The 19482-nt window shown below is 68.1% G+C and carries 14 protein-coding genes and 1 pseudogene; 3 read left to right on the top strand and 12 right to left on the bottom strand.

All coding sequences use genetic code 11. From position 1 onward, the window contains the following. Nucleotides 1–142: 142 nt before the first annotated feature. The 9 genes and pseudogenes from ABD974_RS18385 to putP form a co-directional block, all read right to left on the bottom strand. On the bottom strand, nt 143–1435 hold the full coding sequence (locus ABD974_RS18385; protein WP_345304805.1) for an adenylosuccinate synthase: 1293 nt from the start codon (nt 1433–1435) through the stop codon (nt 143–145). Between the two features lie 312 nt (nt 1436–1747). Further along, the gene (locus ABD974_RS18380; RefSeq protein WP_345304804.1) at nt 1748–4294 is read right to left on the bottom strand and encodes a hypothetical protein; all 2547 of its coding nucleotides are present in this window, start codon (nt 4292–4294) and stop codon (nt 1748–1750) included. Nucleotides 4295–4457: 163 nt separating this feature from the next. Further along, nucleotides 4458–4643: a DUF2065 domain-containing protein gene (locus tag ABD974_RS18375; protein ID WP_345304803.1), complete on the bottom strand. Its 186-nt coding sequence runs from the start codon at nt 4641–4643 to the stop codon at nt 4458–4460. Between the two features lie 13 nt (nt 4644–4656). Next, entirely contained in the window at nt 4657–5520 is an 864-nt protein-coding gene (gene hflC / locus ABD974_RS18370) for a protease modulator HflC (protein ID WP_345304802.1), read from the bottom strand. Then, entirely contained in the window at nt 5517–6659 is a 1143-nt protein-coding gene (hflK, locus tag ABD974_RS18365; RefSeq protein WP_345304801.1) for an FtsH protease activity modulator HflK, read from the bottom strand. Before hflK ends, hflC begins: the two co-directional genes overlap by 4 nt. A 153-nt stretch (nt 6660–6812) precedes the next feature. Further along, nucleotides 6813–8213, bottom strand: a pseudogene (hflX, locus tag ABD974_RS18360) (ribosome rescue GTPase HflX); the annotation flags it as partial. A gap of 111 nt (nt 8214–8324) precedes the next feature. After that, entirely contained in the window at nt 8325–8615 is a 291-nt protein-coding gene (hfq, locus tag ABD974_RS18355) for an RNA chaperone Hfq (RefSeq protein ID WP_345304800.1), read from the bottom strand. A 144-nt stretch (nt 8616–8759) separates the two neighbouring features. Continuing rightward, nucleotides 8760–9770: a tRNA (adenosine(37)-N6)-dimethylallyltransferase MiaA gene (miaA, locus tag ABD974_RS18350; RefSeq protein ID WP_345304799.1), complete on the bottom strand. Its 1011-nt coding sequence runs from the start codon at nt 9768–9770 to the stop codon at nt 8760–8762. A 135-nt stretch (nt 9771–9905) separates the two neighbouring features. After that, nucleotides 9906–11414 carry a sodium/proline symporter PutP gene (putP, locus tag ABD974_RS18345; RefSeq protein ID WP_345304798.1) on the bottom strand — a complete coding sequence of 503 codons (1509 nt, stop codon included), beginning with the start codon at nt 11412–11414 and terminating at the stop codon, nt 9906–9908. Nucleotides 11415–11546: 132 nt separating this feature from the next. On the opposite strand from putP, the gene ABD974_RS18340 reads away from it, so the two are divergent. Beyond that, complete coding sequence (locus ABD974_RS18340; protein WP_345304797.1) at nt 11547–12668, top strand: alkane 1-monooxygenase; 1122 nt, start codon at nt 11547–11549, stop codon at nt 12666–12668. 104 nt (nt 12669–12772) lie between these two features. Further along, the gene (locus ABD974_RS18335) at nt 12773–15124 is read left to right on the top strand and encodes an HzsA-related protein (protein WP_345304796.1); all 2352 of its coding nucleotides are present in this window, start codon (nt 12773–12775) and stop codon (nt 15122–15124) included. A gap of 297 nt (nt 15125–15421) precedes the next feature. Here ABD974_RS18335 and folP read toward each other — a convergent pair whose 3' ends face one another. The 3 genes from folP to rlmE form a co-directional block, all read right to left on the bottom strand. After that, nucleotides 15422–16324 (bottom strand): dihydropteroate synthase, encoded by a 903-nt coding sequence (gene folP, locus ABD974_RS18330; RefSeq protein WP_345304795.1) that lies wholly within the window; start codon nt 16322–16324, stop codon nt 15422–15424. Nucleotides 16325–16392: 68 nt separating this feature from the next. After that, nucleotides 16393–18318 (bottom strand): ATP-dependent zinc metalloprotease FtsH, encoded by a 1926-nt coding sequence (ftsH, locus tag ABD974_RS18325; RefSeq protein WP_345304794.1) that lies wholly within the window; start codon nt 18316–18318, stop codon nt 16393–16395. Nucleotides 18319–18403: 85 nt separating this feature from the next. Beyond that, a complete protein-coding gene (rlmE, locus tag ABD974_RS18320; protein WP_345304793.1) occupies nt 18404–19036 on the bottom strand; it encodes a 23S rRNA (uridine(2552)-2'-O)-methyltransferase RlmE in 633 nt (210 codons plus the stop codon). A 135-nt stretch (nt 19037–19171) separates the two neighbouring features. Here rlmE and yhbY point away from each other — a divergent pair, with 135 nt between their 5' ends. Further along, complete coding sequence (gene yhbY / locus ABD974_RS18315) at nt 19172–19474, top strand: ribosome assembly RNA-binding protein YhbY (RefSeq protein ID WP_345304792.1); 303 nt, start codon at nt 19172–19174, stop codon at nt 19472–19474. Nucleotides 19475–19482 lie beyond the last annotated feature (8 nt).

Genomic DNA, 19482 nt, shown 5'->3' with positions numbered 1-19482 from the left:
AGCGCACCCGCATTACGCGAACGGATCGCGCAGGACGATGTTGGCGTCGCGGTCCGGGCCGGCCCAGGCAGACCCCAACGTACGACGAGGATGGGGCCGCGCCTGCGGGTGGTGAAAGCGAAGCGGTCGCGTTCCGCGCGACTTACGCGAACGGATCGCGCAGGACGATGTTGGCGTCGCGGTCCGGTCCGGTGGAGACGATCGCCAGCGGGCAGCCGGCGAGTTCTTCCAGCGCGCGCAGGTAGGCGCGGGCGGCGGCGGGGAGTTTGTCCCACTCGGTGATGCCGGCGGTGGATTCGCTCCAGCCCGGGAATTCAAGGTAGACAGGTTTGCAATCGTTCCAGCCGTCGGCGTCGAGCGGTGCGTATTCGGTGCGCTTGCCGCGGTATTCGTAGGCGACGCACATCTTCAGCTTGTCCATGCCGTCGAGGATGTCGAGCTTGGTGATGCACAGGCCGCTGATGCCGTTGATGGCGACCGCGCGCTTGAGGGCCACGATGTCCATCCAGCCGCAGCGGCGCGGGCGGCCGGTGGTGGCGCCGTATTCCTGACCGCGGTCGCGGATGCCCTGGCCCACTTCGTCGTCGAGTTCGGTCGGGAACGGGCCGCCGCCGACGCGGGTGGCGTAGGCCTTGGCGATGCCGAGCACGTAGTCGATGGCGTCGGCGCCGACGCCGGTGCCGGCGAGCGCGCCGCCGACGGTGGTGTTCGACGAGGTGACGTAGGGATAGGTGCCGTGGTCGATGTCGAGCAGCGAGCCCTGCGCGCCTTCGAACAGCACGCGTTTGCCCTGTTTGCGCAGGTCGTGGAGGATGCCGGCGACGTCGGATTTCATCGGCTCGATGTATTCGCCGAACGCGAGCGCTTCGTCGAGCGTCTGCTGGAAGTCGACCGGTTCGACCTTCAGGTACTGGGTCAACACGAAGTTGTGGTAATCGAGCGTGGTGCGCAGCTTTTCGGCGAGTTCGGCCGGATAGCTGAGGTCGGCGACGCGGATGCCGCGACGCGCGACCTTGTCTTCGTAGGCCGGGCCGATGCCGCGGCCGGTGGTGCCGATGGCGCTCTTGCCGGCGGCCTTTTCGCGGGCCTGATCCAGCGCGATGTGGTACGGCATGATGATCGGCGTGGCCGGGCTGATCTTCAGGCGGCTGCGCACTTCGACGCCGTTGGCTTCGAGTTCGCCGATTTCCTTCTGCAGCGCGCCGGGATGCAGCACGACGCCGTTGCCGATCAGGCAGAGCGCGTCGTCGCGCAGGATCCCGGAGGGAATCAGGTGGAGGACGGTCTTCTTGCCGCCGATGACGAGGGTATGACCGGCGTTGTGGCCGCCCTGGAAGCGCACGACGGCGCCGATGTCCTGGGTGAGGAGATCGACGATCTTGCCCTTGCCCTCGTCGCCCCACTGCGCGCCCAACACCACGACTGACTGACCCATTGCGTACTCCGGAATTCTTGATTCGTAGCCCGGGTCGAGCGCGAAGCGCGAAACCCGGGGTTGTTCGCGAATGCCCCCGGGTTGCGGCCTCTGCCCGGGCAACGTTCGCGATCAGGGGACGTGTCACCGACACGGAAAAGCCGGAGGGGCAGATGCCCCGTCCGGCTTTTGTGCATTATCCGGGTTTTGGGCCCCGGGACCACCCTTGGGGCGGATTATTTTGCGGTGCCGCATCCGCGCCCGGCCGCCCACCGATAGAGCGGCCTTCCCTCTCCACCGCAAGGCGGGGAGAGGGAATGCGGGAACCAGGCCTCAGAAGCCCCGCGAGATGAACGCGCTGAAGTCCAGCGGCAGGCACTGGGCTTCGGTCGTGCAGTTGAAGCCGGGCCACTGCATGACGTGCAACACCTGCTGCTGCGGGCGGTTGACGATGAAACTGCGGATCGCATCCGCCGCCGCGGTCGATCGGTTGTCGGTCTCGCCGATGATCCACGGCCGGCGACCGAAATTGCCGGTGACCTGGTAGGCACGGTTCAGGGCGCCGGTGATGTCGCCCGATGCGGTGTAGCTGTGCAGCGAGTAGATCGACGGCAGCGGCGAGAGGAACTGCGGCATCCGCGCGAGGCGATTGTCGGCGTCCCAGCTGTTGCCGACGATCACCGAGAACCCGACCGTGTCCTGGGTGCCGTAGGCGGCGACGTAGCGGCCCCACAGGAAGCGCAGGTAACCCTGATGCTGCGGCGTGCCTTCGATGATGTCCTTCACGCACTGGCCGAAGTCGGCGATGTTGGACGGCGGGATGTATTCGTTGCCCAGATCCATCAGGTACGGCAGGCCGGAGGCGACCGCGATCGCGCGCAGCTCCTTCGCCACGCCCCAGGCTTCCTCGAACAGTTCGTTGACCAGCGGCGAGCCGGCATACAACTGCTGGCGCAGCGAGAGCGGCACTTCGTTGCTGTTGCAGGAATAGAAGTCGTTGATCCACTGCGGACCCATGCCGATCATCACCCGCTCGAAACCGGCGGCGCGGATGTCGGCGAGATAGTCGCGCAGGTTCTGCTGGTACTGCAGCGGCAGGAAGTATTCGCTGCCCGGGGGACAGGTCTTCGCCGAGATCAGACATTTCTTCGACGATTCGGCCGGCGTGCTGGTGATGACGCCGCCCGGCGCATGCAGGTAGTGCACCAACACGCGCAGCGAACGCTGGCCGTTGGCGTGCATCTGTTGCAGTTGGTCGCGCACGGTGTCGCGCACACCCTTCTCGTGGTAGTGCAGCATGATTCCGTAGTTGTAGGCCTGATCGCCCGAACCCGGCGCCGGATGGCGATAGAACAGGTGATTCGAACCGCCGCGCTGCGTGGTGATGAGCGTCTGCGTCTGCTGGCCGGTGACCGTGACCGCGCCGAGCAGCGCGCCGCCCGCGCCGTCGGCGCGGAGCTGGAAGGTGCACGACGCGCCGACCGGAATGAAGTTCGCGACCTGGCTGAAGCTGCCGGCGCCGGTGACGGCGAAACCGGTCTGCGCGGCGCCCGCGCACGACGAACGCACGTGGGCCTGGGTGACGCCGCTGGCGTTCCAGCTGATGGTGCTGCTGCCGGTGCTCTGGCCGGACGGGATGTTCACCGTGGTCGGAGACGCGGAGATGCTGCCGGTCGGCGCCTGCCCGGCGACGCCGGAGACGTTGGCGGTGGACAGCACCGGGCCGCTGGTGGTGTTCGCGCGCAGGCGGAAGGCGCAATTGGCGCCGACGGTGATCCACGGCGCGCTCTGGCTGTAGCTGCCGGCACCGCTGGAGGCGAACAGCGATTCCGCACCACCGCCGCAGCTGACGGTGACGTGGAAGGCGTCGGCGCCCTGGGCGGTCCAGTTCAGCGTGGTGGTACCGGTGGACTGGCCGGACGGAATGGTCACGGTGGCCGGCGTGGCGGTCAGGGTGCCGGTGGCGGTCTGGGTGGCCACGCCGGTGACCGCGACGCTGCCGAGCACCGTGCCTGCGGCGCTGTCCGCGCGCAGGCGGAACGCGCAGTCGGCGCCGGCGGTGATGCCGGAGGCGACCTGGCTGTAGCTGCCAGCGCCGCTGGAGGTGACGACGCTTTCGCCGCTGCCGCAATCGCGGGTGACGACGAAACTGCCGGCGTTCTGGCCGACCCAGCTGAGGGTCGTGCTGCCGCTGGACTGCCCGGCCGGAATATTGACCGTGGTCGGCGACGCGGAAATGCTGCCGCTCGGCGCCAGCCCGGCCACGCCGTTCACGGCGACGCTGTCCAGCACCGGGCCGGACGCACCGTCCGCACGCAGGCTGAAGACGCATTGGGTGCCGACGCCGATCCACGGCGCGCCCTGGCTGTTGGCGCCGGGGCCGCTGGAGGCGAACAGGCCGTCGCCGCCACCGCAGTTCACGGTGACGTGGAAGCTGTCGGCGTATTCGCCGACCCAGCCGATGTTGGTGTTGCCGTGGGTCTGCCCGGCAGGAATCACGACGGTTTCCGGAGACGCGGAAATCGCGCCGTTCGGGGCGACGCCGTTGACGGTCACGCTGCCGAGCACCGGGCCACCGGGGGCGTTCGCGCGCAGGCTGAAGACGCAGCTGGCGCCGACCGTGATCCACGGCGCGCCCTGGCTGTAGCTGCCGGCGCCGCTGGAGGCGAACAGGCCGTCGCCGCCGCCGCAGTTCACGGTGATGTAGAAGGCTTCGCCGCCGGAGACGGTCCAGAAGACGTCGGTGGTCCCGGTCGTACTGCCGGTGGGGATGACCACGGTGGAGGGCGAGGCGTCGATGCCGCCGCTCTGGGCATGCGCGACAGGCGTCAGGCCGAGGCCGAACGCCGCGGCCAGCAGGGTGTGGATGAGCATTCTCATCGGAAGGGCTGTCCTTGGAAGAGTCATGGGCGCGGGCCCGGCCGCAATGGCCGGCCCGCGTAGCGCGAGGCGCGCCATCTCCTGCAGCGCGAAAGACGCCGCGACAGGATCATGAACTTTTCTGGACGGACCCGGAATATTCCGGGCAGCGGAAACGATCGCGTCAACCGCGTACCAGATACAGCGCGATCAGCCCTGCCGCCATCACCACGCCACCCACCACGCGCAACTGGCCGAGGGGCATCGACAGCATCTGTTCGGCCGCGCGACGCCAGACGCCCGGGAAGGCGAACAGCATCAATCCTTCGATCACGGCGACGAGGGCCAGAGCGGCCCAGAGGTCGGTCATCGCGACACCGGCCTCAACGATCGCTGCGCATGTACTGCAGGAACGGATCGTCCTTGTCGAGCACGATCACAGCGTCGCCGTCGGCGAACGAGGCGCGATAGGCTTCGAGGCTGCGCTGGAAGGCGTAGAAACCGGGGTCGGCGTTCGCGGCGCCGCCGTAGATGCGCGCGGCCTCGGCATCGCCTTCGCCGCGCATCTTCTGGGCGTCGCGTTCGGCTTCGGCCAGGATCACCGCGCGGTCGCGGTCGGCCTGGGCACGGATCTGGTTGGCCTGCTCCTCGCCCTCGGCGCGCAGTTTGCTGGCGACCTGCTGGCGCTGCGCGCTCATGCGGCGATAGACGTCGCGGATGACCTGGCTGTCGGTGGGCAGATCGATCTGCTTGATGCGCAGGTCGACGATCTTCACGCCGAGCGTGGCCGCGCCCTTGTTGATCGCGGCGAGCTGGGCGTCGACGATCTTGCTGCGATCGCCGGACACCACCTGGGACAGCGTGCGCGCGTTGACTTCGTTGCGCAGCGCGTCCTTGATGATCGGCGCGAGGCGGTCGATCGCGGCCAGCTCGTCGCCGGCGGTGGCGCGATAGAACGCGCGACCGTCCTGGATCTGGCCGACGGCGAAGAAGTCCACGCTCACGTCCTTGCGTTCGGAGGTGAGGTAGCGCTCGGGTTCGGCCGGCAGCACCAGCAGACGGGCATCGAAGATGCGCGCGCTTTCGACCAGCGGCCATTTGAAATGCAGGCCGGGGCCGATGTCGCTGCGCACGACCTTGCCGAGGTTGAGGACGATGGCGGTGTGGCCTTCGCGCACGACGTAGACCGAGCCGAACAGCATGAACAGCGCGGTCAGCGCGATCAGGATCCAGAGCGAGAGTCTCATCGGCCGTCTCCATCGCGGCCGCTGCTGCGGCCCTTGCGCGTGGTGTCTTCGTCGGGGGTCGCGGTCACGGTGGGCGCGATCAGTTCGGGCGGCGGCGCCGCGGCGGCCGCGGGCGCCTGGTTGCGGGCGGGCGGCACCGGCAGATAGAGGATCTGGCGACTGTCGCCACCGACGACCTTGCGGTTGTCGGCCAGCACCTGCTGCACGGTCTCCAGCCACAGGCGCTTGCGGGTCACTTCCGGCGCACCGCGGTACTGCTGCAGCAGCGAGGTGAAGCGCGACGCGTCACCGGTGGCGCGGGCGATCGAGGCGGTCTTGTAGCCTTCGGCGACGGTGCGGGTGCGCGAGGCTTCGCCGCGCGCTTCGGGCACGACCTTCGCGGCGTAGGCGCGGGATTCGCTGATCAGGCGGTCCTTGTCCTGCTGCGCGGAGTTCACGTCGTCGAACGCGGGCTTCACTTCTTCCGGCGGACGCGCGTTGGGCAGATTGAGCTCGGTAACGACCAGGCCGGTGTTGTAGGCCTGCAGCGATTTCTGCAGGCGCACGCGCGCGGCCACGGCCAGCGCGTCGCGCGCGCCGAGCACGGTATCGAGGGTCGAGCGGCCGACCTGCTCGCGCACCGAGCTGAGCACGGCCTGCTTCAGCACTTCGTCGCCGTCGCGGGTGCCGAACAGGTAGAGCCTCGCGTTGTTGATGCGGTACTGCACGTTGATCTCGACCTGGACGATGTTCTCGTCGCTGGTGAGCACCGGCACGCTGTCGCTGTAGTTCTTGATCTGGGTGGCGTTGACCTTGTAGACGCTCTCGATCGGCCACGGCAGCTTGAAGCTGGGGCCCGGGTCCATGGTCCGCGAGAACTCGCCGAAGCGCAGCACGACGCCGCGCTGCTGTTCGGTGATCAGCACGAAGCTGCTGAAGACCAGCCACAGGCCGATCGCGATCGCGACCCAGCGCAACGGACCGCTGTTGCCGCCGCCGAACAGGCCGCGCAGACGGTCGAGGATGTCGTCGAAACCGCCGCCGCCACCGCCGCGACCGCCCTGACGGGGCTTCCACGGATTGCGGTTGCCGGAACCACCGGACGAATCGTTGTTGTTGCCCTTGTCGGGCGAGCCCTTGCCGGGCGTGTTCCAGGCCATGCCTGCTCCGAAGCCGTTGCGCTCCGCAGGAATGCGGGCGAGAGTTGAAGTTTACAAGGTGCCGTCGTCCGGGCCGCGGCCCGGGTCGGGATGTCGGTCCTGATCGGGCTGGGGTTCGGACTCGGGATCGGCGTGGCGGTCGGGCTGGCGGTCGGGCCGCCAGTGATCGTCCGAGTCGTCCCGCGGCAACAGGGCATCGAGCGCATCGCCGCCCGGGCCGGCGGCCAGTTTCTCGGCATCGGCCTGGGCCAGATCGACCTCGATCGTCCAGCCGCCGTGTTCGTCGTGGGTCTCGGCGCGGACCGCCTCCAGCGCGTAGAGACGCGCGCGCAGGCGCCCGGCACGAGCAGGCAGATGGATGGTACCGGCGACCCGACGCAGGCCGAGCCGCGCCACCAGCGCCGCACGCAGCAGATCCAGGCCGCTGCCGTCGCGGGCCGACAGCCACACGCGTTCGCGCGCGATCTCCTCCAGCCCGTGATGCTCGACCGGCGGCGCGGCCAGGGGATCGTGCTCCGTCGACGCGTCGTCGCCCTCGCCCGCGGTCGCCGAACGCAGCGCCGGATCGTGGCGCGGCACCGCGCCCTCGATGCGATCGATCTTGTTGAAGACCAGCAACTGCGGCAGATCCCCGGCGCCGACTTCGTTCAACACCGCGTCGACCTGACGGATGCGCTCATCGCGCAGGGGATCCGCGGCGTCGATCACGTGCAGCAGCAGATCGGCCTCGCGCGCTTCCGACAGCGTGGAGCGGAACGCCGCGACCAGTTCGTGCGGCAGATCGCGGACGAAGCCGACGGTGTCGGCCAGCACCACGCCGCCACCGGGCAGCGCGATCCGGCGCACGGTGGGATCGAGGGTCGCGAACAGGCGGTCGTCGGCGTAGGCCTCGGCGCCGGTCAGCGCATTGAACAGCGTCGATTTGCCGGCATTGGTGTAACCGACCAGCGCGACCCGCGGCAGTTCGCTGCGCACGCGGGCGCGACGCATCTGCGTATGCTGCACTTCGACTTTTTCCAGCCGGCGCTGCAATTGTTCCACCCGCTTCTGCAGCAGGCGGCGGTCGGTTTCGAGCTGGGTTTCGCCGGGACCGCGCAGACCGATGGCGCCGCCACGCTGGCGTTCGAGATGGGTCCAGCCGCGCACGAGACGCGTGGCCATGTGCCGCAACTGCGCGAGCTCCACCTGCAACTTGCCTTCGTGGCTGCGCGCGCGCTGGGCGAAGATGTCGAGAATCAGGCCGGTGCGGTCGACGACGCGACGGCCGAGCGCCTTTTCGAGGTTGCGCTCCTGCACCGGACTGAGGGTGTGATTGACCAGCACCAGATCGGCGCCGGTGGCGTCGGCCGCGGCCTTCACTTCTTCCAGCTTGCCGCTGCCGATCAGCAGCGCCGCCTTCGGCTTGTCGATCCGCGCATGCAGCACGGCCGCGACCGTGGCGCCGGCGGAACGGGCGAGATCGGCGAATTCTTCCAGCACGTCCGCTTCCGGCGGGCCGCCGGCATGGGTCTGGATCAGCAGTGCGGTTTCGCCCTTGCGGGAACGTTCGAACAAGCCGGGACTTCCGTAGGGACGGGACGCGCAGTATGCCGCCTGCGGCGCTTCCGCGCCGCATCCGCTGCGATCCGCATCGACGCGCGGCGGCCGGTCGGCCGCCGCAGGACGTCAGTCGTCGCCGACGAGCGCGCCCACCGGGGCGCCTTCGTCGTGATCGGAGGCCGAATGCACGTAACCGCCGCCCGGGCCCACGCGCACGTTGCGCGCCGGCACGACAGTGGAGATCGCGTGCTTGTAGACCATCTGGCTGACGGTATTGCGCAGCAGCACCACGAACTGGTCGAAGGATTCGATCGTGCCCTGCAATTTGATGCCGTTGACGAGATAGATCGAAACCGGAACGCGCTCGCGGCGCAAAGCGTTCAGGAAAGGATCCTGCAAAGACTGCCCCTTCGACATGGTGTTCCCCGTTTTGGGTCTTGTTATTGGCTGAAACATGAGTTCTTCGAGAATGGATTCTTCGAGAATTGACGATGGATCATCGCGCGCCGGCTCCGCCCGTCGACATGCGACGCGACCTTACCCCTGCCGGACGCCCGATGTTTACATAACTGGGAGCTGACCGGAAGCCGCCCGAAGGTCGAATCGACCGGTCGCGCCGTCGCCGAGGAATGCGAGGACCGCCATTTCGAGACCGGCGTTGTCGTTTGCGGGGTCGAAGACGCGCAGATCGCGTTCGCCGCGCAACCAGGTGCCCTGTCGTTTCGCGAGCTGACGGGTGGCGAAGATCGCGCGGTCGCGAAACTCGACCGCGGACAGCGCGCCGTCGAGATGCTCCCAGGCCTGGCGATAACCGACCGCACGGAGCGCCGGCAGATCCAGCGGCGCCGGGTGGTCGCGCAGGGGCGGCAACGCGCGCAGCGCGCGCACTTCGTCGAGGAAGCCGGCCGCGAGCATCGCGTCGAAACGGCGCTCGATGCGCGCGTGCAGCACGGCGCGGTCGTGCGGCGCGATCGCGAGTTTCAGCACCCGGCACGGAAACCGCGGCGATGCGCTGGCCTCGCGCTGCCATGCGCTGATCGGGCGGCCGCTGAGGCGATACACCTCCAGCGCGCGCTGAATGCGCTGCGGGTCGGTGGCGTGGATGCGCGCCGCGGCGGCCGGGTCGACTGTCGTCAGTTCGGCATGCATCGCGGGCCAGCCGCGTTCGGCGGCTTCGGCTTCGATCTGCACGCGCATCGCGGGGTCGGCCTGCGGCATCGGCGACAGGCCCTGCAGCAGCGCGCGGAAATACAGACCGGTGCCGCCGGCGAGGATCGGCAGTCGCCCGCGATCGACGATGTCCTTCACCGCGACGCGCGCATCGGCGGCGAAGTCGGCGGCGGAATACGGCTGCCAGGGCTCGCGCAGGTCGATCAGGTGATGCGGCACCGCCGCCAGTTCTTCGCGGCTGGGCTTGGCCGCGCCGATGTCGAGCCCGCGATACACCAGCGCCGAGTCGACGCTGACGATCTCGCCGCCGAAGCGCTGTGCCCAGTCGAGCGCGAGCGCGGTCTTGCCCGATGCGGTCGGGCCCATCAGGGCGATGGCGAGGGGGCGGCTGTCGGCTGGCATGCTAAGCACTACGACAAGAGCGAAAAGAAACGGCGATCATCCTCGCGCAAGCGAGGACCCATGCATGATCGCGGATCGAGTTGGCTCCCCGCTTTCGCGGGGATGACGCGTTTTTGCAATCGCGCGATGGTGCTCTCAATAGCCATGCACCTTCAACGTCTCCTGCACGCCCTTGTGCCGGAACTGCACCTCGTCCGAAGGCGCTTTTCCGATGCGGCTGACGACGAAGATCGCGACGAACGCGACGATCACGCCCGGCACGATTTCGTAGAGCCCGCTGCCGTGCTGCTTCACCGCGATCTCCTTCCACAGGATCACGGTCGCGGCGCCGGCCAGCATGCCGGCGAGCGCGCCGTTGCGGGTCATGCGCCCCCAGAACAGCGAGCACAGCACCACCGGCCCGAACGCCGCACCGAAGCCGGCCCACGCATACGACACCAGGCCGAGCACCTTGCTGTCGGGATCGCGCGCGATCCAGATCGCCAGCAGCGCCACCGACAGCACCATCGCGCGGCCGAACCACACCAGCTCGCGCTGGCTGGCGTTCGGACGCAGGAAGCCCTTGTAGAAATCTTCGGTGAGCGCGCTGGAGCAGACCAGCAACTGGCACGACAGCGTGCTCATGATCGCGGCCAGGATCGCCGACAGCAGCACGCCCGCCACCCACGGATTGAACAGCACGGTCGACAACTGGATGAAGACGCGTTCGGAATTCTCGGCGACCGGTCCGACCTGGTCCGGATGCGTCGCGAAATAGGCGTTGCCGAAGAAGCCCACCGCCATCGCACCCAACAGGCACAGCACCATCCAGGACATGCCGATGTGGCGCGCCTTGGGAATGGTGGTCAGCGAATCCGCAGCCATGAAGCGCGCGAGGATGTGCGGCTGGCCGAAATAGCCCAGCCCCCAGGCCAGCAGCGAGACGATGCCGACGACGCCCAGCGTGCCGCCCTTGAACCAGTCGAGCTTCGCCGGATCGGTCTGTTCGATCAGGGCGAGACTGGCATCGACGCCGCCGCTGCCCAGCACCACCATCACCGGCGTCAGCACCAGCGCGAAGATCATCAGCGAGGCCTGCACGGTATCGGTCCAGCTCACCGCGAGGAAGCCGCCGATCAGGGTGTAAAGGATGGTGGCCGCGGCGCCCCACCACAGCGCTTCGGCATAGGGCACGCCGAACACGCTCTCGAACAGGCGCGCGCCAGCGACGATGCCGCTGGCGCAGTACAGCGCGAAGAACACCAGGATGACCACCGCCGAGAACACCCGCAGCAGCCGCTGGCGATCCTCGAAGCGGTGGGTGAAGTAATCCGGCAGGGTCAGCGCGTTGCGCGTACGCTCGGTGTACACGCGCAGCGGCCCGGCGACGAATTTCCAGTTGCACCAGGCGCCTACGATCAGCCCCAGCGCGATCCACGATTCCGACACGCCGCCGAGATACAGCGCTCCGGGCAGGCCCATCAGCAGCCAGCCGCTCATGTCGGAGGCGCCGGCCGACAGCGCGGTGACCACGCTGCCCAGCGAACGCCCGCCGAGGATGTAGTCGTCGAAGCTGCGGGTGGAGCGCCAGGCCCACACGCCGATCAGGATCATGGCGGCGAGGTAGATGCCGAAGGTGATGAGCAGCGGCTGGCCAGCGGTCATGCGGCGGTTCCGGTCGAAGGGCGATGAGCGGGGAGGATACCCCGGCCACCGGGCGTCGCGGGCGCGGACCGCCGCAGTTGAATCGGCCATGCGTTGGCGTACGCTGTGGACGTCGCCCGTCCTCGATACGCCATGCCGCTCTGGAAACGCCTCGGGTTCCTGTTCGTGTTCGTGGTGCCGGCGCTGATGCCCGCGGCCGCTTGGCTGGGCATGCGCAGCGGCCAGCCGGACCTCATGGCGTGGTTTCCGCTGTTCTTCCTGTTCGTGCTGCTGCCCGTGGCCGATTACGCGCTGGGCCACGACCCGCGCAATCCGACGCCCGACAAGGCGCGCGCGCTGGAAGCGGACGGCGTCTCCGCAATGTGGTTCAAGACGATGACGCTCGCCGCCCTGCCCGCGCAGCTCGGCGTGATGGCATGGTCGGGCTGGCATTTCGTCCACGCGGACTTCGGCGTCGTCGGTATCGCCGGCTGGCTGCTGTCGCAGGGCATCGTCGGCGGCGTGCTGGCGATCAACGTCGCCCACGAACTCATCCACAAGGACACCGCGCTCGAACGCATCGCCGGCGGCCTGCTGTTGACCAGCGTCGGCTATCACGGTTTCAAGATCGAACATGTGCGCGGCCATCACGTCCACGTCTCGACGCCCGAGGACGCATCGAGCGCGCGCTTCGGCCAATCGCTGTGGCACTTCCTGCCGCGCGCGCTGCTGCGCAACGCCGCGAACGCCTGGACCCTGGAAGCGCAGCGTCTGGCGAAACAGGGGCGACACTGGTGGAGCGCCGACAACGAACTGCTGCGCTGGAGCGCGCTGTGGCTGGCGCTGATCGCCGTCTTCGCGCTGTGGCTGGGGCCGGCGGGCGCGGCGTACTTCCTCGCCCAGGGGTTCTTCGCGGCGTGCGCGCTGGAGATCATCAACTACATCGAGCATTACGGCCTGGAGCGGCGGACACTCGCCGACGGTCGTTACGAACGCACCACGCATCTGCACTCGTGGAATTCGGACTATCTGCTCAGCAACCTGCTGCTGTTCCACCTGCAGCGTCATTCCGATCATCACGAAACGCCGCGCCGCCGCTACCAGTCCCTGCTGCATCACGACGACAGCCCGCAGTTGCCGGGCGGCTATGCCGCGATGTTCCTGCTCGCGCTGTGCCCGCCGCTGTGGTTCCGGATCGTGGATCCGCGGGTGCGCTCCTTCCGCGATGGCACCGGCGCACACGGAGCCCAGGCCACATCGGCCGACGGAGCGTGAATCGGATCACAGCCCGGCCGCACGACGCCGCCTAGACTGCAGGCGCGGACACCGGGGGGCACTCGCAGCGCGACGGCAGCCGACCGCATCGGCAGGGCAACGCCATGTTTCCAGCGTCCGGTTCGTCTCCACGCATCGCGATGTCCACCCTCGCCTGCGTGCTGCTGTTGGCCGCCTGCGGCCGCGACGTCGATTCCGCGTCCGCATCGAACGCCGCGCGCGATGCCGCGGTCACCGATGACAGGGCACACGCGACCACGTCCGCGGCGCGCGCGTCGACGAAGGCCGTGAACGGCGCGCCCCTGCAGAATCCGGTGCTGTTCGTCACCCAGGTGCCGACGCCCGGCAGCGACCCGTTCGCGAGCCGGATGTCGACCTTCGCGAATCATCTGCCCGGCATCGGTTCTGTGCCCCGCGGCGGCGATCTGATGATCCGGTATCCGGACGGCAGCCTGCGCAATCTCACCCGCGAAGCCGGTTACGGCATGGACGGCCAGCAGGGCGACAACGCCATCGCCGTGCGCGAACCCACCGTGCACTGGAACGGCGACAAGGCGATCTTCAGCATGGTGGTCGGCGCGCCGCCGCGGCAGTACGTCGACAGCACCGGCAAGTGGCAGTTGTACGAAGTGACCGGACTGGCCCAGGGGCAGACCGCGGTCGTGACGAAGGTGCCGAACCAGCCCGCGGACTACAACAACGTCTCGCCGCTGTACGCGAGCGATGATCGCATCCTGTTCGCGTCGGACCGCCCGATCGGCGGCGCGGCGCATCTCTATCCGCAGCTCGACGAATACGAAAGCACCTCGACGATCACCGGGCTGTACAGCCTCGATCCCGCCAGCGGCCGCGTGCGGATGCTCAACCACACGCCCAGCGGCGCGTTCTCGCCGACCATCGACAGCTATGGCCGCCTGATCTTCGTGCGCTGGGATCATCTGCAGCGCGACCAGCAGGCGGACGCCGGCACCTACGGCGCGGTGAACTACGCGGGCGAAGCGCCCGGCGCGACGAAACTGGCGACACCGACCGAAGTCTTCCCCGAACCGCGCCAGGCATCGACCGGCCCGTACGGCCGGGTGGCGGGCTTCACCAGCAATCTGTTCACGCCGTGGCAGATGCACCAGGACGGCAGCGAAGAGCTGACGCTCAACCACATCGGCCGGCAGGAAATGGCGTTCGGCTATCTGCCGCGATCGTTCATCGACGATCCGGCGCTGAGCGATTACACCAACGAAAGCATCATCGCCAACCGCAAATACATCCGTCACGATGGCGGCGTGTTCCATGTCCGTGAGGATCCGAAGACGCCCGGCGTCTACTACGCCATCCTCGCGCGCGAATTCGGCTCGATGACTTCCAACCAGATCGTGCGCTTCACGGGAGCGCCGACGATGAACGCGGAACAGATGGTCTTCGAGGACGCGTCGCCGCCGGAAACGAACGGCAGCCTGCCGGCGGGCCGGTTCCGCAATCCGCTGCCGATGACCGGCGGGCAGATGGTGGCCTCGCACACCACGAGTCCGACCACCGCGACCGGCACCCTGTTCCGCCTGCGCCAGCTGGTCACGAACGGCAGCGGCATGCTCGAAGCGGGTCCGTCGCTGACGCCGGGCATCCAGAAAACGGTGTCGTGGTGGAGTCCCGACGTCGCCCTCGTCTACAACGGACCGCTATGGGAGATCGAGCCGGTCGAAGTCGTGGCGCGTCCGCGACCTCCGATCGCGCAGCCGGTCATCGAAGCGCCGGAGGCCGCGGTGTTCGCCGAAGAACGCATCAGCGAACACGTCTTCCGCGACTGGATGAAGGCCAATGGTCTCGCGCTGATCGTCACCCGCAACCAGACCAGCCGCGATCGCGGCGACAGGCAACAACCGTTCAACCTGCGCGTGCCGCTGGGCACCAGCACGATCGGCGGCAGCGGCCGCGTGTACGACATCGCCCACTACCAGATCCTTCAGGCGAACGCCGTCCGCGGCTACGACAATTTCTCCGCCGGGCGCCGCCTCATCGCGCAACCGATCGATGCCGGACGCAATCCGGCGAATGCGTCCGGGCCGCCCGGCAGCGTGCGGATCGCCGCCGACGGCTCCACCGCGGCGCTGGTGCCGGCCAATCGCGCGCTGACTTGGCAGACCACCGACGGTGCCGGCGTCGCCATCGTCCGCGAGCGCGTCTGGATCACGATGCAGCCCGGCGAAATCCGCACCTGCGCCGGCTGTCACGGCCAGAATTCGAAGAATCAGGCCGGGCTGGCGACGCCCACGAACGCGCCGGAAGCGCTGCGCACGCTGCTGCGTCACTGGAAGCAGACGACGCCGCTTTCGCCGGGCCGCGGCGCACGGCCGCTGCTGCGCCCGCGTGCGCCCATCGTGGCCTCGATATCGATGGCGACGCCCGCGCAGGCGCCGCAGGTCACGAACCGCATGCGCGGCGCGGGCGAACGCCGACGCTGAAGTGTGCCGACGGAGTCAAAGTCAATCACGACATGTCAAGCATGCAGAGACACGATGTGGCCTCATCCACAGGTTCTGTGGACAACGCGTGCACAAGTCTGTGGATGAATCGCTGCGCCCCTGTCGCAGTGGGGCCTGCAGCCGATGTGGTCAATTTTTGATCACGCGGAACCCGGGAACCGGCTGTCGTTTTTTTCGCCAGAGTGCCTGCGGGGCCCGCCACGACAGGGCCGCAGCGGGTTGTCCACAGAACAATCCCGATACTTGTCCACAGATGTTGTGCACAAGCGCGACGGGTCAGACATCGTCCGGCCAGCGGATGCCCGTCGATGCGGACGCGGACGATTTCGGCATCGGCACCGCCGCCACCGCGTTCCAGATCTTGAGCGCATCGACGGTCGCGGCGACATCGTGCACGCGCAGGAGCTTCGCGCCGCGTTGCGCGGCGATGACGTGCGCGGCCACCGACCCGTGGATGCGCGCGTGCGGATCGTCGCGGCCGGTGATCTGGCCGATGCTGCGCTTGCGCGACAGGCCGGCCAGCGCGGGCACGCCGAGATCGGTGAAGCGTTCGAAGCGCGCCAGCAGCGCGAGATTGTGCGCGGTGGTCTTGCCGAAGCCGAAACCGGGATCGACCACGATCCGCTTCTTCGGGATGCCGGCCATTTCCGCAGAGAAGATGCGCTCGGCGAGGAAACGGTGTACGTCGGCGACCACGTCCTCGTAATCGGGCGCATCCTGCATCGAGCGCGGCTCGCCCAGCATGTGCATCAGCACCACCGGCACGCCGAGCGCCGCAGCGGCATCGAGCGCGCCTTCGCGCCGCAGCGCGTACACGTCGTTGATCATGCCGGCGCCCGCGGCCACCGCGGCGCGCATCACCTCGGGCTTGGAAGTATCGATGCTGATCGGCAGCGCGGTCTCGCGGGCGAGCCGCTCGATCACCGGAATCACCCGCGCCAGTTCTTCCTCGACCGACACGCCATTCGCGCCCGGACGCGCGGACTCACCGCCGATGTCGAGCACGTCCGCGCCCTCCTCCACCAGCCGCAGCGCATGCGCGACCGCGGTGTCGACGTCGGCATGCAGCCCGCCGTCCGAAAACGAATCCGGGGTGACATTGACGACGCCCATCACGCGCGGGCGATCGAGCACCAGCACGCGGCCGGCGCAGTCGAGTTGCGGAGAAATATCGAACATCGGAGGTCCCGGAAACGGAAAAGGCCAGAGCGGACTCTGGCCTTTTCGGGATTGCGGAGCAAGTCGTATCAGGTGCTGGCCTGCGGATCGCCCAGGCTGACCGCCGGCGGCGTCGGCGGATCGGATTTGGTCGACTCCGGCTTCTTGGTCCAACCGGCCGGCGGCGTCGGTTCGCGGCCTTCCATGATGTCCTTCACCTGGTCGGCGTCGATCGTCTCCCACTCCATCAGCGCGGCGGTCATGGCTTCGACGATGTCGCGCTTGCTTTCGAGGATCTGTCGCGCGACCGCGTACTGCTCATCGAGGATGCGGCGGATCTCGGCGTCGACCTTCTGCTGCGTCGCCTCGGAAATGGTCTTGTTCTGCAGGCCGAAGCCGGAATCCTTGTCGTCGGCGTAGACCATCGTGCCCAGCGCGTCGGACATGCCGTAGCGGGTCACCATCGCGCGCGCCAGCTTGGTCGCACGTTCGAAATCGTTCGATGCACCGGTGGACATGCTGCCCATGAACAGTTCCTCGGCGATGCGGCCACCGAACAGGATCGACAGCTCCTCCAGCATCTTGTCCTTGTAGTTGCTGAGCTGGTCGTGCTCCGGCAGCTGCCAGGTCAGGCCCAGCGCCCAGCCGCGCGGCATGATCGTGACCTTGTGCACCGGATCGGCCTTCGGCAGCGACATCGCGACCACGGCGTGGCCGGATTCGTGATACGCGGTGTTGCGGCGCTCTTCGTCGCGCATGACCATGCTGCGACGCTCGGGACCCATGAAGATCTTGTCCTTGGCGTCCTCGAAGTCCTGCATCTCCACTTCGCGCTTGTTGCGGCGCGCGGCGAACAGGGCGGCTTCGTTGACCAGGTTGGCCAGATCGGCGCCGGAGAAGCCCGGGGTGCCGCGCGCCAGCACTTCGGGGCGCACGTTGTCGCTCAGCGGCACCTTGCGCATGTGCACGCGCAGGATCTGCTCGCGGCCCTTGATGTCGGGCAGGCCGACCATGACCTGGCGATCGAAACGGCCCGGGCGCAGCAGCGCCTTGTCGAGCACGTCGGGACGGTTGGTCGCGGCGATCACGATCACGCCCTCGCCGCCCTCGAAGCCGTCCATCTCGACCAGCATCTGGTTGAGGGTCTGCTCGCGCTCGTCGTGGCCGCCGCCCATGCCGGACCCGCGATGGCGGCCGACGGCGTCGATTTCGTCGATGAAGATGATGCACGGCGCGTGCTTCTTGGCCTGCTCGAACATGTCACGCACGCGGCTGGCGCCGACACCGACGAACATTTCGACGAAGTCCGAACCCGAGATGCTGAAGAACGGCACCCGCGCTTCGCCGGCGATGGCCTTGGCGAGCAGGGTCTTGCCGGTGCCCGGCGGGCCGACCATCAGCACGCCGCGCGGAATCTTGCCGCCGAGCTTCTGGAACTTGCCGGGATCGCGCAGGAATTCGACCAGTTCGGCGACTTCCTCCTTCGCTTCGTCGCAACCGGCGACGTCGGCGAAGGTGGCCTTGGTCTGGTCTTCGTTGAGCAGCTTGGCGCGGGAACGACCGAAGGACATCGCGCCCTTGGTGCCGCCCTGCTGCATCTGGCGCATGAAGTACAGCCACACGCCGATCAGCAGCGCGATCGGGAGCAGGTTGAACAACAGGCTGAGGAAAAGATTGCGGCCCGAGGACGGCGGCTTCTGCTCGATCTCGACCTTGTGCTTGATCAGGTCGTTGACCATGTCGCGGTCGCCGGGGCTGTAGGTGAAGAACTGGGTACCGTCCTTGCGCTGGCCACGGATGGTCATGCCGTCGTCTTCGATCACGACCTTCGCGACGCGGTCGCCCTGGACCTGCTGCACGAACTGGTCGTAGGTGAGCGGCTTGTCGCCCGCGGTCATCCCCGACGGCGTGAAGCTCTGGAACACCGCCATCAGCACGATGGCGACGATCACCCACAGCAGCAGATTCTTGGCCAAGATGTTCACCCTTCGCTGACGTCCCCCGCGGGGACGCATGGTTGGAAACGTACTGCTTTCGAAACGTGGAACCGACGCACGCCGCCGAAACGCACGACCGGAACCGCCGATACCGCCCTGCGCCTCACCCGGCCGGAGCCGCGTGCCTGCCCTGGGCGAGGGCGTAGACCTCGGTGGAACGCTTGCGCGAGGCCGCCGGTTTGCGGATCACGACACGGGCATAGCGCTTGCGCAAGGCCCGGACGTAATCGTCGAACCCCACCCCCTGGAACAGCTTGATCAGGAAGGTGCCCCCGGGCCGCAGGTGGTGGTCGGCGAAATCCATCGCCAGCTCCGCCAGATGCATGGCCCGCGGCAGGTCCACCGCGTCGACTCCGCTCATATTGGGGGCCATGTCGGACAGCACAAGGTCCACGGCCTGCCCGTTCAGCAGACCTTCGAGCTGGGCGAGGACGGTGTCCTCGCGGAAATCGCCGTGGATGAATTCCACCCCGGCCAGCGACGGCATGTCCAGGATGTCCAGGGCCACCACCCGGCCGCTGTCGCCCATCGCCTGGCGGACCCACTGCGACCAGCCCCCGGGGGCGGCGCCGAGATCCACCACCACCATGCCCGGCTTGAGCAGGCGGTCGCGTTCGACCAGTTCCTCCAGCTTGTAGGCAGCCCGCGACCGCAGCCCTTCCGCCTGCGCCTTTTTGACGTAGGGGTCGGAGAAGTGCTCCTTGAGCCAGCGGTGGCTGCTCTTGCTGCGGGTCATGCGGGGAATACGGCTCGGGAAGGCGGACGGAGGCAGCCGGAAAGGCCGGCGTGCGGGCCATGATACCCTGCCGGCCCGATCCGCTCTTCCGCTGGCGCCCCCTGGCGCCCGCATGCCACACGAGACGCCATCCGCATGTCCACGCTCACCAATGCCCAGATCCGATTCCTCCGCGGCCACGCCCACGGCCTGAAAGCGATGCTGCAGGTGGGGGCCAAGGGCCTGACCGACGCGCTGGTGGCCGAGGTCGATCTGGCGCTGGAACACCATGAGCTGATCAAGGTGAAGGTGGCCGCCGAGGACCGCGACGCCCGCGATGCGATGGTCGCCGACCTGGCCGGCCGCAGCGGCGCGACCCTGGTGCAACGGATCGGCAACGTCGCCGTGCTGTACCGCCAGAGCACGGACCACCGCCAGATCGTGTTGCCGCGGGCGTGAGCGCCGGC

The organism is Lysobacter hankyongensis (genome assembly GCF_039543145.1).
Taxonomy (GTDB): domain Bacteria; phylum Pseudomonadota; class Gammaproteobacteria; order Xanthomonadales; family Xanthomonadaceae; genus Lysobacter_I; species Lysobacter_I hankyongensis.
Note: the sequence above shows the minus strand (reverse complement) of the source record. Positions and strands in the feature narration are given on the sequence as shown.